Origin of the sequence: Kitasatospora sp. NPDC002551 (assembly GCF_040296005.1) — a bacterium.
GTDB lineage: Bacteria > Actinomycetota > Actinomycetes > Streptomycetales > Streptomycetaceae > Kitasatospora.
This window is the reverse complement of the sequence record NZ_JBEOWI010000039.1, coordinates 62,333-78,147: the sequence shown is the minus strand read 5'-3', so window position 1 is coordinate 78,147 and position 15,815 is coordinate 62,333. Positions and strand designations below refer to the sequence as shown.

Sequence of the window (15,815 nt, the reverse complement as noted above, 5' to 3'; positions counted from 1 at the left end):
CCGATACCCTGGCCACGTGCGTCCCCGATCCAGCGGGTGCGCAAAGCCGACAGCCGTCGCACCCAGGGAGAAGCCCCATGGCCACTGCAGCCACCCCGTCCGTCACCCGGCAGAGCCGCGCGAACGCGCTGCGCGAGGCACTGGCCACCCGTGTGGTGGTGGCCGACGGAGCGATGGGAACCATGCTCCAGGCACAGGACCCCACGCTGGAGGACTTCCAGAACCTGGAGGGCTGCAACGAGGTCCTCAACCTGACCCGGCCCGACATCGTCCGCTCGGTGCACGACGCCTACTTCGCGGTGGGCGTGGACTGCGTGGAGACCAACACCTTCGGTGCCAACCACTCCGCGCTCGGCGAGTACGAGATCGCCGAGCGGATCCACGAGCTCTCCGAGGCCGGTGCCCGGCTGGCCCGCGAGTCCGCCGACGCGCACACCGCCGTGGACGGCCGGCCGCGCTGGGTGCTCGGCTCGATCGGCCCCGGCACCAAGCTGCCGACCCTCGGCCACGCCCCCTACGAGACGCTGCGCGAGGGCTTCCGGCAGAACGCGGCCGGTCTGATCGCCGGCGGCGCGGACGCCCTGCTGGTGGAGACCAGCCAGGACCTGCTGCAGACCAAGGCCGCGATCCTCGGCTCCAAGCAGGCGCTGGCCGATGCGGGCGTGGACCTGCCGGTGCTGGCCCAGGTGACCGTCGAGACCACCGGCACCATGCTGCTCGGCTCGGAGATCGGCGCCGCGCTGACCGCCCTGGAGCCGCTGGGCGTCGACTACATCGGCCTGAACTGCGCCACCGGCCCGGCCGAGATGAGCGAGCACCTGCGCTACCTGGCGAAGAACGCCCGGATCGGCCTGTCCTGCATGCCGAACGCCGGTCTGCCGGTGCTGGGCAAGGACGGCGCGCACTACCCGCTGAGCCCGTCCGAGCTGGCCGACGCGCACGACGTCTTCACCCGCGAGTACGGGCTGTCGCTGGTCGGCGGCTGCTGCGGCACCACCCCCGAGCACCTGCGCCAGGTGGTCGAGCGGGTGCAGGGCCGTCCGGTGACCCCGCGCGACCCGCGCCCGGAGCCGTCCGCGGCCTCGCTGTACCAGTCGGTGCCGTTCCGTCAGGACACCTCGTACCTGGCGATCGGCGAGCGCACCAACGCCAACGGCTCGAAGAAGTTCCGCGAGTCGATGCTGGCCGGCGACTGGCAGGCCTGCGTGGAGATCGCCCGCGACCAGATCCGGGACGGTTCGCACCTGCTGGACCTGTGCGTGGACTACGTCGGCCGCGACGGCGTCGCCGACATGAAGGAGATCGCCGGCCGGCTGGCCACCGCCTCGACCCTGCCGATCGTGCTGGACTCCACCGAGCCGGAGGTGCTGCGGGCGGGCCTGGAGGCGCTCGGCGGCCGCGCGGTGCTCAACTCGGTCAACTACGAGGACGGCAACGCCCCGGAGTCGCGGTTCGGGCGGATCGCCTCGCTGGCCCGCGAGCACGGCGCCGGCCTGATCGCGCTCACCATCGACGAGGAGGGCCAGGCCCGCACCGCCGACAAGAAGGTGGAGATCGCCGAGCGGCTGATCGCCGAGCTCACCGCCGACTACGGCATCGACGAGGGCTCGATCCTGGTCGACTGTCTGACCTTCACCCTGGCCACCGGCCAGGAGGAGTCCCGCCGGGACGGCATCGAGACCATCGAGGCGATCCGCGAGCTGAAGCGCCGCCGCCCGGCGGTGCAGACCACGCTGGGCCTGTCCAACATCTCCTTCGGCCTCAACCCGGCCGCCCGGGTCGTCCTCAACTCGGTCTTCCTGCACGAGTGCGTGGAGGCCGGCCTGGACTCGGCGATCGTGCACGCCTCCAAGATCCTGCCGATCTCGCGGATCCCGGAGGACCAGCGCGAGGCCGCGCTCGACCTGGTGTACGACCGCCGCCGGGACGGCTACGACCCGCTGCAGCGCCTGCTGGAGCTGTTCGAGGGCGTCTCCTCGGCCTCGGTCAAGGCGTCCAAGGCGCAGGAGCTGGCGGCGCTGCCGCTGGACGAGCGCCTGCAGCGCCGGATCATCGACGGCGAGCGGGCCGGCCTGGAGGCCGACCTGGACGAGGCGCTGACGGCCCGTCCGGCGCTGGAGATCATCAACGACACCCTGCTGTCCGGCATGAAGGTGGTCGGCGAGCTGTTCGGCTCCGGCCAGATGCAGCTGCCGTTCGTGCTCCAGTCCGCCGAGGTGATGAAGACCGCGGTGGCGCACCTGGAGCCGCACATGGAGAAGTCCGACTCGGAGGGCAAGGGCACCATCGTGCTGGCCACCGTGAAGGGCGACGTCCACGACATCGGCAAGAACCTGGTCGACATCATCCTGTCCAACAACGGCTACAACGTGGTCAACCTGGGCATCAAGCAGCCGGTCTCGGCGATCCTGGACGCCGCGCAGGAGCACAACGCGGACGTCATCGGGATGTCCGGCCTGCTGGTCAAGTCCACCGTGATCATGAAGGAGAACCTGGAGGAGCTGAACCAGCGCAAGCTGGCGGCCCAGTTCCCGGTGATCCTCGGCGGCGCCGCGCTGACCCGCGCCTACGTCGAGCAGGACCTGTACGAGATCTACGAGGGCGAGGTCCGCTACGCCCGGGACGCCTTCGAGGGCCTGCGGCTGATGGACGCGCTGATCGCGGTCAAGCGCGGCGTGCCGGGCGCGGTGCTGCCGGAGCTCAAGCAGCGCCGGCACGCCCGGGTGGAGGTCGAGGAGCCGGAGGAGGTCAACCTCGGCCAGATCCGCTCCGACGTGGCGGCGGACAACCGGGTGCCGGCCCCGCCGTTCTGGGGCGAGCGGATCGTCAAGGGCGTGCCGTTCGCCGACTACGCCTCCTGGCTGGACGAGGACGCGCTGTTCAAGGGCCAGTGGGGGCTGAAGGCCGCCCGCAGCGGCGAGGGGCCCTCCTACGAGGAGCTGGTGGAGACCGAGGGCCGGCCGCGGCTGCGGATGTGGCTGGACCGGCTGCAGACCGAGGGCTGGCTGGAGGCGGCCGTGGTCTACGGCTACTTCCCGGCCAACTCCAAGGGCGACGACCTGATCGTCTTCCACGAGGACGGCACCGAGCGGACCCGCTTCACCTTCCCGCGCCAGCGGCGCGGGCGGCGGCTGTGCCTGGCGGACTTCTTCCGCCCGGAGGAGTCCGGGGTGCGCGACGTGGTCGGCCTCCAGGTGGTCACCATGGGCAACCGGATCTCCGAGGCGGCCAACGAGCTGTTCGCCGACAACTCCTACCGCGACTACCTGGAGCTGCACGGCCTGTCCGTCCAGCTGGCCGAGGCGCTGGCCGAGTTCTGGCACGCCCGGGTCCGCTACGAGCTGGGCTTCGGCGACGAGGACCCGCAGGACGTCAAGGACATGTTCGCGCTCAAGTACCGCGGCGCCCGGTTCTCGCTGGGCTACGGGGCCTGCCCGGAGCTGGAGGACCGCGCCAAGATCGCCGAGCTGCTGAAGCCGGAGCGGATCGGCGTGGTGCTCTCCGAGGAGTTCCAGCTGCACCCGGAGCAGTCCACCGACGCGATCGTGATCCACCACCCGGAGGCGAAGTACTTCAACGCCCGGTAACGCACGGGTTGCGCAACGTTCGCCCGATCCGGGCGCTCCGGGCGTATCCTTGATGATCCTGAACGGGCCGGTCCGCTCACCAGCGGGCCGGCCCGTGCCATCCCCGGGGCCGATCCGGGCACGGACGGAAGGATCCCGCCATGACCACCATCTCCACCGCCACCCAGCTCCTCGGCGACGACGACCGGGGCCTCCAGGCGGTGCTGCTGGACATGGACGGGACGCTGGTCGACACCGAGGACTTCTGGTGGCAGGCGGAGGCCTCGCTCTTCGCCGACCTGGGCTACCAGCTGACCGCCGAGGACCGTGCCCACGTGGTCGGCGGCCCGATGACCCGGGTGATCGACCACCTGCTGAGCAGCACCGGGGTGGACCTGTCGCCGGCCGACCTGACCGTGCTGATCAACCAGCGCTTCGTCGACCTGCTCGGCGGCGGGGTGCCGCTGATGCCGGGCGCCGAGCGGCTGCTCAACACGCTGGCCGCGCACGGCGTGCCGGCCGCGCTGGTGTCCGCCTCGCACCGGCACATCATCGACATCGTGCTCCGCTCGCTGGGCGCCGAGCACTTCGCGTTCTCGGTCGCCGGGGACGAGGTGCCGCGCACCAAGCCGCACCCGGACCCGTACCTGGAGGCGGCCCGCCGGCTGGGTGCCGACCCGGCCCGCTGCGTGGTGGTGGAGGACGCGCCGACCGGGGTGCGGGCCGCCGAGGCGGCCGGCTGCCCGGTGATCGCGGTGCCCTCGGTGGCGCCGATCGAGCCGGCCCCGGGGCGGCTGGTGCTCTCCTCGCTGGAGCAGGTCGATCTGGAGCTGCTGCGCTCCCTGGTGGCCTCGCGAGTGTGATTGTCGTCTCATTGCGGAGCGCCACTACCGACCGGTAAGCGGGCAGGGCCGCCCGGCCCGGGGGAGCGCCCCGGGAGAAAACGGGCATTGCCTGACAACTCGTCGGACGGGCCAGCCCAGAGCCCCGTCGCCGTGTCCCAAACGTCACCTGTGCGGGTGTCGGGGGTGTGTGTTCGATATGGCACGCTACTCCAGTTCGTTCCACCCCCGAGCCCAGGCACCGCCGCTGACGGGCACCCCCCGTCGTGCCCGCGATCGCAGCCGGACCGCACCCCAGAAGGACGCGACCCGTGAAGACTTCAGCTGAACGACTGGCCGTGCTCGGCTGTGCCGGAATCGTCGCCGCCTCGGTGGCCGGCTGCGGCTCGGTCACCGACGCCGTCAAGGGGGACGGCGACAAGGCGATCACCATGGGCACGACCGCGCTGACCAGCTCCCTGGACCCGGCCATCGCCTACGACGCCGGCTCCTGGCTGCTGATGCGCAACACCTTCCAGTCGCTGCTCAGCTACCCGGCCGCCTCCAGCGCGCCCACCCCGGACGCCGCGCAGTCCTGCGAGTTCACCGCCGGTGACGCCACCCAGTACCACTGCACGCTCAAGTCCGGGCTGAAGTTCTCCAACGGCCACGCGCTCACCGCCGCCGACGTCGTCCACTCGATCCAGCGGACCCTGAAGATCAACGACCCGAACGGCCCGGCCGGCCTGCTGTCGTCGATCAAGTCCGTCGAGGCGCCCAACGACACCGAGGTGGTCTTCCACCTCGGCCAGCCCGACGCCACCCTCCCCGCGAAGCTGGCCGGCCCGGCCGGCGCCATCGTCGACCAGGAGGTCTACCCGGCCGACAAGGCGCTGCCCAACGACAAGCAGATCGGCTCCGGCCCGTACCGGATCGAATCGGTCGAGGCGATGGCCAACGGCGGCCCGGCGAAGGTCGTGCTGCTGCCGAACGACAAGTACACCGGCGACGCCAAGCTGCGGAACAAGAAGTTCACCCTGCGCTACTACGACAAGCCGGCCGACCTCAAGACCGCGCTGGACAACGGCGACGTCGACCTCGCCGACAACAGCCTGGAGCCGAACACCGCCGCGCAGATCCTCTCCGACCAGCAGGGCGGCAAGACCGACCTGCGCGTCGTCGAGGGCGACAGCAACGACACCCGCTACCTGGTCTTCAACACCAAGGACGCCACCGGCGGCAACGTCGCCGTCCGCCAGGCGGCCGCCCAGCTGATCGACCGCAAGTCGCTGGCCCGCGACGTCTTCGCGCGCACCGTCCAGCCGCTGTACTCGATGGTCCCGGCCGGCGTCACCGGCCACAACACGGCCTTCTTCGACCGCTACGGCGACCAGGACGTCACCAAGGCCAAGGCCATCCTCACCGCCGCCAAGGTGTCCACCCCGGTCAAGCTCACCCTCACCTGGTCGCGCTCGCGCGCCGAGGCCGCCGAGGCCGAGACGCTGAAGAAGCAGCTGGAGGCCGGCGGCCTGTTCCAGATCACCGTCCAGCAGGAGCCCGACTGGGACACCTACAAGAAGGGCTGGAACGAGGGCAAGTACCAGCTGTACACGATCGGCTGGTTCGCGGACTACCCGGACCCGGACAACTACGTCGCCCCGCTGATCGTCGACGGCGGCTCGTACCACCACGGCTGGGACGACCCGCAGATCAGCCAGAAGCTGGTGCCCGACACCCTCAAGCAGACCGACCGGGCCGCCGCGACCGGCACCTACGCCCAGATCCAGGGCATCGTCGCCACCAACGCCCCGCTCATCCCGCTGTTCCAGAACAAGGCGTTCTTCACCTCCCGCTCCAACATCACGGGTGTGGAGTCCACCGTCGACACCACCGGCTTCTTCCGCTTCTGGGAGATCGGCCGCAGCGGCAAGTAGCAGCGCGGCGGCACGCAGCCCCCGCGGCGCTGAGCGGCCCGCCCGCCCCACCCGGCCACCGGCCGGGGGAGCGGACGGGCCGCTCGCCGTCCCTCCGGGCCCTACAGCGTGCCCGGGCGCACCAGCCCGCTCTCGTAGGCGTACACCGCCGCCTGCACCCGGTCGCGCAGCTGGAGCTTGGTCAGCACATGGCCGACGTGCGTCTTCACCGTCGTCTCGCTGACGAACAGCTCCGCCGCGATCTCCGCGTTCGACAGCCCGCGCGCCACCAGCTTCAGCACCTCCAGCTCCCGCTCGGTCAGCGCGTTCAGCGCCTGCGGAGGCGTCTCGTCGCCCGAGGGCAGCTTGGTGGCGTACATGTCCAGCAGCCGCCGGGTGATCGACGGGGCCAGCATCGCCGCGCCGTCCGCCACCACCCGGATCGCCTGCACCAGCTCCTCGGCCGGCACGTCCTTCAGCAGGAAGCCGCTCGCCCCCGCGCGCAGCGCCTCCACCACGTACTCGTCCAGGTCGAAGGTGGTCAGCACCAGCACCTTCGCCGGGCCGTCCCGCCCCGGACCGGCGATCCGGCGGGTCGCCTCGACACCGTCCATCCGCGGCATCCGGATGTCCATCAGCACCACGTCGGGCTGCAGCGCCCGCACCTGGTCCAGCGCCTGCTGGCCGTCGCCGGCCTCGCCGACCACCACCAGGTCGGACTCGGCCTCCAGGATCATCCGGAAACCGGTGCGCAGCAGCGGCTGGTCGTCGACCAGCAGCACTCGGATCGTCACCTAGGACTCCTTGTTCATGGGATCCCCCGTGGGATCGCCCTCGTCGGACGTACGCGCCAGCGGCAGCGGGTACGGCGGGGGCGTGCCGCCGAACTCCGGACAGCTGGCCCGGTGGTCGCACCAGTCGCAGAGCCGGTTGCGGGTCGCCGGGAAGTCGCCGGTCGCCACCGCCCGGCCGATCCGCTCCCACAGCGCCAGCAGCTTGCGCTCCACCGCCAGCAGGTCCGCCTCGTCCGGGTCGTAGCTGACCACGTCCCCGCCGCCGCCCAGGTAGACCAGCTGCAGCCGCTTGGGGATCACGCCCTTCCAGCGCCAGACCACCAGTGCGTAGAACTTCATCTGGAACATCGCCTTGCCCTCGAAGTCCCGCGAGGGCGCCCGGCCGGTCTTGTAGTCCACCAGCCGGACCTCGCCGGTCGGGGCGACGTCCACCCGGTCGATGTAGCCGCGCAGCAGCAGCCCCGAATCCAGCGCCGTCTCCACGTAGAGCTCGCGCTCCACCGGGTGCAGCCGGGTCGGGTCCTCCAGCCGGAACCACTGGGAGAGCAGCTTCTCCGCGTCCGCCAGCCAGCGGGCCAGCGCGGCGCCGTCCGGGTCCTCCGGGAACAGCCCGGCCAGCTCCGGGCGCTCGCCCAGCAGCCGCTCCCACTGCGGGCGCAGCAGCCCCAGCGCCCGCTCCGGCGTCCGGTCGGCCGCCGGCGAGTCGAACAGCCGCTCCAGCACCGCGTGCACCAGGGTGCCCCGGGTCGCCGCCGCGCTCGGCGGCTCGGGCAGCCGGTCGATCACCCGCAGCCGGTACAACAGCGGGCAGGTGAGGAAGTCGCCGGCGCGCGACGGGGACAGCCCGGTCGGGGCCGCCGCCGGACGGGGCGGGGCCGCGGCGGGACTGCTGGTCTCGGTCTGCTGCATATCCCAGACCCTATTGCCCCGCGCTGTCATCCCGCTGCCACGGTGCTGCCGCATCGCGGCCGCCACGGGGTATGAACGAAGGGGAAGGCGAGGGGCGAGCGCCGGGCGGCCGCCCCGATCACGTAGCGTGGGCGCACCGGCGCGCGGCGCGCTGCGGGGGCGACGGACGAAGGGAACACGGTGAGCGACTCCAGGGGGCAGCAGACCTCCGACCAGCCACCGCAGGGCGGCAACACCCGGCCGGGGACCCCGCCGCCCCGCGAGTCGGAACCCCGCGGCGGCATCCTGATGGGCCGCCCCTTCGGCGTGCCGATCTACGTCACACCGTCCTGGTTCATCATCGCGGCCCTGATCACCTGGGTCTTCGGCGGCCAGCTCGACCGGGTGCTGCCCGACCTCGGCGGCGCCCGCTACCTGGTCGCGTTCTCCTTCGCCGTCGCCTTCTACGGCTCGGTGCTGGTCCACGAACTCGCCCACACCGTCGTCGCGCTGCGCTACAAGCTCGGCGTCCGCCGCATCCAGCTGCAGTTCTTCGGCGGCGTCTCGGAGATCGAGAACGAGGCCGAACGCCCCTGGCGCGAGTTCTGGCTGGCCTTCGTCGGCCCGCTGCTCTCCCTGGTCCTCGGCGGCGTCTTCTACCTCGCCCTGCAGGCCGTCGAGGTCTCCACCGTCCCCGGCGTCCTGCTGACCGGCCTGATGGTCTCCAACCTCGTCGTCGCGGCCTTCAACCTGCTGCCCGGCCTGCCGCTGGACGGCGGCCGGATGCTGCGCGCCGTGGTCTGGGCCGTCACCGGCCGACCGATGGCCGGCACCGTCGCCGCCGCCTGGGCCGGCCGCGCGCTCGCCATTGCCGTCCTCGTCGGCCTGCCGCTGATCAGCTCCGCCCGCGAGCTCGACCGCAGCCGCACCGACACCCTGGTCGACGCCGTCCTCGCCGCCGTGCTCGCCGCGATCATCTGGAACGGCGCCACCGGAGCGCTGCGCAACGCCCGCCTCAAGGAGGTCCTGCCCGGCCTGCGGCTGCGCGACCTCGCCCGCCGGGCCGTCGAGGTCACCGCCGACACCCCGCTCGGCGAGGCCATGCGGCGCGCCCACGAGGCGCAGGCCGGCGCCGTCGTCGTGGTGGACGGCCGCGGCGAACCGATCGCCATCCTCCGCGAGGCCGCCGTGCGCGGCATCCCCGAGCACCGCCGCCCCTGGGTCGCCGTCGGCCCGCTCGCCCGCGACCTCGAACCGGGGCTGCGGCTCTCCGCCGACCTGGCCGGCGAGGACCTGCTGCGCGCGGTGCGGGCCACCCCCGCCGGCGAGTACCTGGTCGTCGAGGAGGACGGGCGCACCTACGGGGTCGCCGCGCTCACCGACATCGAACAGCGGCTGACCGCCGCCGTCACCGGCCGCTGAGCCGGTCACCCGGTCACCTGGTCAGCCGGACGGTCGGCTTCCCTTAGGATTGTCCGCATGTCCGAACCGACCGGTGCCACCCGCCGACGCGGGCCCTTCCAGGTCGGGGACCAGGTCCAGCTGACCGACCCCAAGGGCCGCCACTACACGTTCACGCTCCAGGCCGGGAACCAGTTCCACACCCACAAGGGTGCGTTCCCGCACGACGAGCTGATCGGCGCTCCCGAGGGCACGGTCGTGCGCACCACGGGGAACGTCCCGTACCTCGCGCTGCGCCCCCTGCTCCCCGACTACGTCCTGTCCATGCCGCGCGGCGCGGCCGTGATCTACCCCAAGGACGCGGGGCAGATCCTGGCCATGGCCGACATCTTCGCCGGCGCCCGCGTGGTCGAGGCCGGCGTGGGCTCCGGCGCGCTCTCCACCTACCTGCTGCGCGCCGTCGGCGACACCGGCATGCTCGCCTCCTACGAGCGCCGCCAGGACTTCGCCGACATCGCCAAGGGCAACGTCGAGCGCTACTTCGGCGGGCCGCACCCGGCGTGGAAGCTCACCGTCGGCGACCTCCAGGACAACCTGGTCGAGGCCGACGTCGACCGCGTCATCCTCGACATGCTGGCCCCCTGGGAGTGCCTGGACGTCGCCTCCAAGGCGCTCGTCCCCGGCGGCCTCATCTGCTGCTACGTGGCCACCACCACGCAGATGTCCAGGACCGTCGAGGCGCTGCGCGAGCACGGCACCTTCACCGAGCCGCAGGCCTGGGAGACCATGGTCCGCACCTGGCACCTGGAGGGCCTGGCCGTCCGCCCGGACCACCGGATGATCGGCCACACCGGCTTCCTGCTCACCGCCCGGCGGCTCGCCGACGGCGTCGAGCCGCCGCTGCGCCGCCGCCGTCCGGCCAAGGGCGCCTACGGCGAGGACTACGACAACGGGGCCCCCGAGCCGTCCCTGCAGGAGCGCGCGGCCGCCCGGGCCGCCGCCCGCGCCGAGGCCGCCGACCAGGCCGGCCTCGACTGAGACACCTCCCGGAGGGGTGGTACGGCGCCGCCGTACCACCCCTCCCGCGTTCCCGCACCCGGGGCACCGCGAGGCCGCCCCGGTGTGGGACGATGCTCGCTCACGCAGACCTCGGAGGGGACGCCTGGTGGAGACCGCGGTCGGGACGACGGCTGGACAGCAGACCGCCACGGGCCGCACCGGCCCCCGGCACGGGCGCACCGCCCCCTGGCACTGGGCCGTGACGGTGGCCGGCTGCGCCGCCGTGGTGGCCGCCGCGCTCGCCGCGGGCCCCGCCAGTGGCGCCCCCGGGCCCGCCCGGCCCACCCCCAGGGCCCTGCCCGCGGCCGCCGCCCCCGACCCGGCCCGGGCCGAACTCCCGCTCGACTGCGGACCGTTCCCGGTGACCGTGGCGGCCCACTTCGCCGCCGACCTCGGCGACGGGCGCCCCGGCACCGTCGTCGCCGCGCACTGCGCCGCCGAGAACGGCACCCCGCCGGACGCCGTCTACCTGCTCGGCGACGGCGCCGGCGGGCGTCCCGCCGTGCTGGCCACCCTGCTCTCCGAGCGGGAGGGCCTCACCGTCAGCCGCCTCGCGCTGCGCTCCGACGGCACCGTCACCGCCCACGCGCAGGGCTACTCCGGCGACGACGTGCCGCGGTTCGCCCCCGACATCTCGGTCGACCTCACCTGGACGCGCAAGGGCGGCGGCTGGGAACGCTCCCAGACCGCCGCCCCGCTCAGCCTCACGTAACTCGCCCGCGCGGCACCGGCGCGCCCTTCGGCTCGGGGCGGGGCCGCGCCCGCTCGCCGGGTTGTTACTCGGCGTCAGGCCCGTAGACCTCGACGCGGTCGGAGGCCCGGCGCACGTGGATGCAGTCGCCGGGGCAGTCCTTCACCGAGTCCACCACGTCCTGAAGCAGCGTCAGCGGCACCGGCACCGTCTCGCCCGGCTGCTGGCGCAACTCGTCGTCCTCGCCCTTCACATAGGCGAGGCCGTCGATGTCCAGCTCGAACACCTCGGGCGCGTACTGCGCGCAGATGCCGTCGCCGGTGCACAGATCCTGGTCGATCCACACCTCCAGCGGCTCGGCCGCCGTCGTCGACTCGCTCACCGACATGATGATTGTCCGCCGTTTCTGTCCCGAGACGCCCCGTCCTGGGGCATTCCCGCCATTCGTACAACGATCGGACCCCGTGCGTCGGTCGCGATCGGATATCGACTCGATCGACGATACATCTGGCCCGCTTTGGCCCGTGCGCGGTGGGTATCCCCCTAGCAGAGGGGAAGCACGCGAGGGCGAAGATCGGACACGCCCGTTCCATCTTTCTTGATCTAGGGGTTTACGGACCCCTGGTCCCAGGTAGGGTCTGGAAGCGTCCAGCTCCCCGGAGGAGGTGAGGACCGTGGCAGCCCACGATGACGACTACAACCGCAGCACCGGCAGGCCCGCTCGTGGTTCCGACGAGGCCGCTCAGGTCTCGTACCTTGAGCAGGAAATCGCCGTGCTGCGCCGCAAGCTCGCCGACTCGCCGCGCAATTCGAGAATCCTCGAAGAGCGGATCGTCGAGCTCCAGACCAACCTGGCCGGCGTGACCGCCCAGAACGAACGGCTCGCCTCCACCCTGCGTGAGGCCCGCGACCAGATCGTGGCCCTCAAGGAGGAAGTGGACCGGCTGGCACAGCCCCCGGCGGGATTCGGCGTCTTCCTCAGCTCCAACGAGGACGGCACCGCCGACATCTTCACCGGCGGCCGCAAGCTCCGCGTGAACGTCAGCCCCAACGTCGCCCTCGACGAGCTGCGCCGCGGCCAGGAAGTCATGCTCAACGAGGCCCTCAACATCGTGGACGCGATGGCCTTCGAGCGCATCGGCGACCTCGTCACCCTCAAGGAGGTCCTGGAGGACGGCGAGCGTGCCCTGGTCATCGGCCACACCGACGAGGAGCGGGTGGTCCGACTCGCCGAACCGCTGCGCGAGGCCACCCTCCGGGCGGGGGACGCCCTGCTGCTGGAACCGCGTTCCGGCTACGTGTACGAGGTCGTGCCGAAGGCCGAGGTCGAGGAGCTGGTCCTCGAGGAGGTCCCGGACATCGACTACCGCCAGATCGGCGGCCTCGCCAACCAGATCGAGCTCATCCGCGACGCGGTCGAGCTGCCCTACCTGCACGCCGAGCTCTTCAAGGAGTACGAGCTGCGCCCGCCCAAGGGCGTGCTGCTCTACGGCCCGCCCGGCTGCGGCAAGACGCTGATCGCCAAGGCCGTGGCGAACTCGCTGGCCAAGAAGGTCGCCGAGGTCACCGGCCGGCCCCAGGGGAAGAGCTACTTCCTCAACATCAAGGGCCCCGAGCTGCTCAACAAGTACGTCGGCGAGACCGAGCGGCAGATCCGCCTGGTCTTCCAGCGGGCCCGGGAGAAGGCCGGCGAGGGCACCCCCGTCATCGTCTTCTTCGACGAGATGGAGTCGCTCTTCCGCACCCGCGGCTCGGGCGTCAGCTCGGACGTCGAGAACACCATCGTCCCCCAGCTGCTCGCCGAGATCGACGGCGTGGAGGGCCTGGAGAACGTCATCGTCATCGGCGCCTCGAACCGCGAGGACATGATCGACCCGGCGATCCTGCGGCCGGGCCGTCTGGACGTCAAGATCAAGATCGAGCGCCCGGACGCCGAGGCGGCCAAGGACATCTTCTCCAAGTACCTCAAGGACTCGCTGCCCTTCCACCCGGACGACGTCAAGGAGCACGACGGCTCCGTCGAGGCCACGGTGGCCGCGATGATCCAGTCGGTGGTGGAGCGGATGTACTCCGAGACGGAGGAGAACCGCTTCCTGGAGGTCACCTACGCCAACGGTGACAAGGAGGTCCTGTACTTCAAGGACTTCAACTCCGGCGCGATGATCCAGAACATCGTCGACCGGGCCAAGAAGATGGCCATCAAGGACTACCTCGACCACGGCCAGCGCGGTCTGCGGGTCTCCCACCTGCTCAACGCCTGCGTGGACGAGTTCAAGGAGAACGAGGACCTGCCGAACACCACCAACCCGGACGACTGGGCCCGGATCTCCGGCAAGAAGGGCGAGCGGATCGTGTTCATCCGCACCCTCGTCACGGGGAAGCAAGGCGCCGAGTCCGGCCGCTCCATCGACACTGTCGCCAACACCGGGCAGTACCTGTAGCCGACCCGCTCCGGGTCCCCCGGAACGCACGCACCCCGTCCGGCTGTGGCGCCTCGCGGCCCCGCAGCCGGACGGCGCGTCTCGGGGCCCGCCGGTCGGCACCGCGTTCTAGGCTCGACCCACCGTTCGCGGGCAGACGGCCGGCGTCGGTGCTGTTCAGCGGTACGTCAGCGTGGACCGCCCGCCGGGGGCGGCACACCGGGCAAGGAGGGCCGCATGACCGTACGGCGCGTGATGGGCATCGAGACCGAGTACGGGATCTCCGTGCCCGGGCACCCCAACGCCAACGCCATGCTCACCTCGTCCCAGATCGTCAACGCGTACGCGGCGGCGATGCACCGGGCACGGCGGGCCCGCTGGGACTTCGAGGAGGAGAATCCGCTGCGCGACGCCCGGGGCTTCGACCTCGCACGGGACGTCGCCGACGCCAGCCAGCTGACCGACGAGGACATCGGCCTCGCCAACGTCATCCTCACCAACGGCGCGCGGTTCTACGTGGACCACGCGCACCCGGAGTACAGCTCGCCCGAGGTGACCAACCCGCGCGACGCCGTGCTCTGGGACAAGGCCGGCGAACGGATCATGGCGGCGGCCGCACAGCGCGCGCTGGAGCTGCCCAACGGGCAGAACATCCACCTGTACAAGAACAACACCGACAACAAGGGCGCCTCCTACGGCACCCACGAGAACTACCTGATGAAGCGGGCGACCCCGTTCGCCGACATCGTCCGCCACCTCACCCCGTTCTTCGTCTCGCGCCAGGTGGTCACCGGCTCCGGCCGGGTCGGCATCGGGCAGGACGGCTCCGCCCACGGCTTCCAGATCAGCCAGCGCGCCGACTTCTTCGAGGTCGAGGTCGGCCTGGAGACCACCCTCAAGCGGCCGATCATCAACACCCGGGACGAACCGCACGCCGACGCCGAGAAGTACCGCCGGCTGCACGTGATCATCGGCGACGCCAACCTCTCCGAGATCTCCACCTACCTCAAGCTCGGCACCACCTCGCTGGTCCTCGCCATGATCGAGGACGCCTTCATCACCTCCGACCTGGCCGTCGACCAGCCGGTGCGCACCCTGCACCGGATCTCGCACGACCCCACGCTGAAGCACCTGGTCACCCTGCGCAGCGGGCGCCGGCTCACCGCCGTCCAGCTCCAGCTGGAGTACTGCGAGCTGGCCCGCAAGTACGTCGAGGACCGCTTCGGCACCGACGCCGACGAGCAGACCGTGGACGTGCTGGCCCGCTGGGAGGACGTGCTGGGCCGGCTGGAGCGCGACCCGATGTCGCTCTCCCGCCAGCTGGACTGGATCGCCAAGCGGGAGATCCTGGAGGGCTACCGCAGCCGGGACGCCCTGGAGTGGGACAATCCGCGGCTCCAGCTGGTCGACCTCCAGTACAGCGACGTACGGCCCGAGAAGGGCCTCTACAACCGCCTGGTGGCCCGTGGCCGGTTCGACCGGCTGGTGACCGAGGAGGAGGTCACCAGGGCCGTCACCAAGCCCCCGGAGGACACCCGGGCGTACTTCCGCGGCCGCTGCCTGGAGCAGTACGCGGAGCACGTCGCGGCGGCCTCCTGGGACTCGGTCATCTTCGACCTGCCGGGCCGGGACTCCCTCCAGCGGGTGCCCACCCTGGAGCCGCTGCGGGGCACCCGCAACCACGTCAAGGAGCTGCTGGACCGCTGCCGCACGGCGGAGGACCTGCTCCGGGTGCTCTCCGGCGGGTAGCCGGGTCACTTTCCGATCACCACGGGTGAACGCCGGGCAAATGGGAATCATCCGGGGGGACGGCGGGTGTTGGACAGGAAGCGCCACCGGCAAACCGGAAGCGGGTTGTCGCACCTTGTGTATAGGGTCGATGCAGCAAGCAACGACCAAACCGTGCCAGACGATCGAGCGGGGTGAGGTAAATGGCGAGCAAGGACACCGACGGCGGCCAGCAGCGGGCGAACCGCTCCTCCGAGGAGGTCGAGGAGCAGGCCGCGGAAGCGCAGAATTCGGACGACCTCAAGGAGCGCCAGGAAAAGCTGAGCGACGACGTCGACGCGGTTCTGGACGAAATCGACGAGGTCCTGGAATCGAACGCCGAGGATTTCGTGCGGCAGTTCGTGCAAAAGGGCGGGCAGTAATCCCGGGCGGATTCCGGGCGGCCGCCCCGCGGCTTTTCGGGAATCCGAGGTTGTGACCGACGACGGCGGGCGGGCGGCGCGAGCCGTCCGTCCGTCCGGTCCGGCCCTCCGC

12 protein-coding genes are annotated in these 15,815 nt (G+C 71.5%); 9 read left to right on the top strand and 3 right to left on the bottom strand.

Features of this window, described 5'->3' with window-relative positions:
• Positions 1 to 77 precede the first annotated feature (77 nt).
• The 3 genes from metH (at position 78) to ABT093_RS28115 (ending at position 6,321) form a co-directional block, all read left to right on the top strand.
• Entirely contained in the window at positions 78 to 3,587 is a 3,510-nt protein-coding gene (metH, locus tag ABT093_RS28125) for a methionine synthase (RefSeq protein ID WP_350569213.1), read from the top strand.
• A 140-nt stretch (positions 3,588 to 3,727) separates the two neighbouring features.
• Complete coding sequence (locus tag ABT093_RS28120) at positions 3,728 to 4,429, top strand: HAD family hydrolase (RefSeq protein WP_350569211.1); 702 nt, start codon at positions 3,728 to 3,730, stop codon at positions 4,427 to 4,429.
• Positions 4,430 to 4,719: 290 nt separating this feature from the next.
• Positions 4,720 to 6,321: an ABC transporter substrate-binding protein gene (locus ABT093_RS28115; RefSeq protein WP_350569209.1), complete on the top strand. Its 1,602-nt coding sequence runs from the start codon at positions 4,720 to 4,722 to the stop codon at positions 6,319 to 6,321.
• Between the two features lie 101 nt (positions 6,322 to 6,422).
• Here ABT093_RS28115 and ABT093_RS28110 read toward each other — a convergent pair whose 3' ends face one another.
• Both ABT093_RS28110 and ABT093_RS28105 read right to left on the bottom strand, forming a co-directional pair.
• Positions 6,423 to 7,094 (bottom strand): response regulator, encoded by a 672-nt coding sequence (locus tag ABT093_RS28110; protein ID WP_350569208.1) that lies wholly within the window; start codon positions 7,092 to 7,094, stop codon positions 6,423 to 6,425.
• Complete coding sequence (locus ABT093_RS28105) at positions 7,095 to 8,003, bottom strand: RecB family exonuclease (protein ID WP_350569206.1); 909 nt, start codon at positions 8,001 to 8,003, stop codon at positions 7,095 to 7,097.
• A 180-nt stretch (positions 8,004 to 8,183) separates the two neighbouring features.
• On the opposite strand from ABT093_RS28105, the gene ABT093_RS28100 reads away from it, so the two are divergent.
• The 3 genes from ABT093_RS28100 to ABT093_RS28090 all read left to right on the top strand — a co-directional run bounded on the left by ABT093_RS28100 (position 8,184) and on the right by ABT093_RS28090 (position 11,154).
• Entirely contained in the window at positions 8,184 to 9,404 is a 1,221-nt protein-coding gene (locus ABT093_RS28100) for a site-2 protease family protein (RefSeq protein WP_350569204.1), read from the top strand.
• Between the two features lie 57 nt (positions 9,405 to 9,461).
• Positions 9,462 to 10,421: a tRNA (adenine-N1)-methyltransferase gene (locus tag ABT093_RS28095; RefSeq protein WP_350569202.1), complete on the top strand. Its 960-nt coding sequence runs from the start codon at positions 9,462 to 9,464 to the stop codon at positions 10,419 to 10,421.
• A gap of 127 nt (positions 10,422 to 10,548) precedes the next feature.
• Complete coding sequence (locus tag ABT093_RS28090; protein WP_350569201.1) at positions 10,549 to 11,154, top strand: hypothetical protein; 606 nt, start codon at positions 10,549 to 10,551, stop codon at positions 11,152 to 11,154.
• A gap of 64 nt (positions 11,155 to 11,218) precedes the next feature.
• Here the strand turns inward: ABT093_RS28090 and ABT093_RS28085 are convergent, their stop codons facing one another.
• Positions 11,219 to 11,521: a ferredoxin gene (locus ABT093_RS28085; protein ID WP_502884335.1), complete on the bottom strand. Its 303-nt coding sequence runs from the start codon at positions 11,519 to 11,521 to the stop codon at positions 11,219 to 11,221.
• A 286-nt stretch (positions 11,522 to 11,807) separates the two neighbouring features.
• Here ABT093_RS28085 and arc point away from each other — a divergent pair, with 286 nt between their 5' ends.
• The 3 genes from arc to ABT093_RS28070 all read left to right on the top strand — a co-directional run bounded on the left by arc (position 11,808) and on the right by ABT093_RS28070 (position 15,703).
• Entirely contained in the window at positions 11,808 to 13,574 is a 1,767-nt protein-coding gene (arc, locus tag ABT093_RS28080) for a proteasome ATPase (protein ID WP_350569198.1), read from the top strand.
• Between the two features lie 216 nt (positions 13,575 to 13,790).
• Positions 13,791 to 15,302: a depupylase/deamidase Dop gene (gene dop, locus ABT093_RS28075; protein WP_350569196.1), complete on the top strand. Its 1,512-nt coding sequence runs from the start codon at positions 13,791 to 13,793 to the stop codon at positions 15,300 to 15,302.
• A gap of 182 nt (positions 15,303 to 15,484) precedes the next feature.
• The gene (locus ABT093_RS28070; protein WP_350569195.1) at positions 15,485 to 15,703 is read left to right on the top strand and encodes a ubiquitin-like protein Pup; all 219 of its coding nucleotides are present in this window, start codon (positions 15,485 to 15,487) and stop codon (positions 15,701 to 15,703) included.
• The last annotated feature ends 112 nt before the right edge of the window (positions 15,704 to 15,815 follow it).

Bases quoted from the DNA above. Each gene is read 5' to 3' on its own strand.
- metH (WP_350569213.1), top strand. From the start codon at position 78: ATGGCCACTGCAGCCACCCCGTCCGTCACCCGGCAGAGCCGCGCGAAC.
- ABT093_RS28120 (WP_350569211.1), top strand. From the start codon at position 3,728: ATGACCACCATCTCCACCGCCACCCAGCTCCTCGGCGACGACGACCGG.
- ABT093_RS28105 (WP_350569206.1), bottom strand. From the start codon at position 8,003: ATGCAGCAGACCGAGACCAGCAGTCCCGCCGCGGCCCCGCCCCGTCCG.
- ABT093_RS28095 (WP_350569202.1), top strand. From the start codon at position 9,462: ATGTCCGAACCGACCGGTGCCACCCGCCGACGCGGGCCCTTCCAGGTC.
- ABT093_RS28085 (WP_502884335.1), bottom strand. From the start codon at position 11,521: ATGTCGGTGAGCGAGTCGACGACGGCGGCCGAGCCGCTGGAGGTGTGG.
- dop (WP_350569196.1), top strand. From the start codon at position 13,791: ATGACCGTACGGCGCGTGATGGGCATCGAGACCGAGTACGGGATCTCC.
- ABT093_RS28070 (WP_350569195.1), top strand. From the start codon at position 15,485: ATGGCGAGCAAGGACACCGACGGCGGCCAGCAGCGGGCGAACCGCTCC.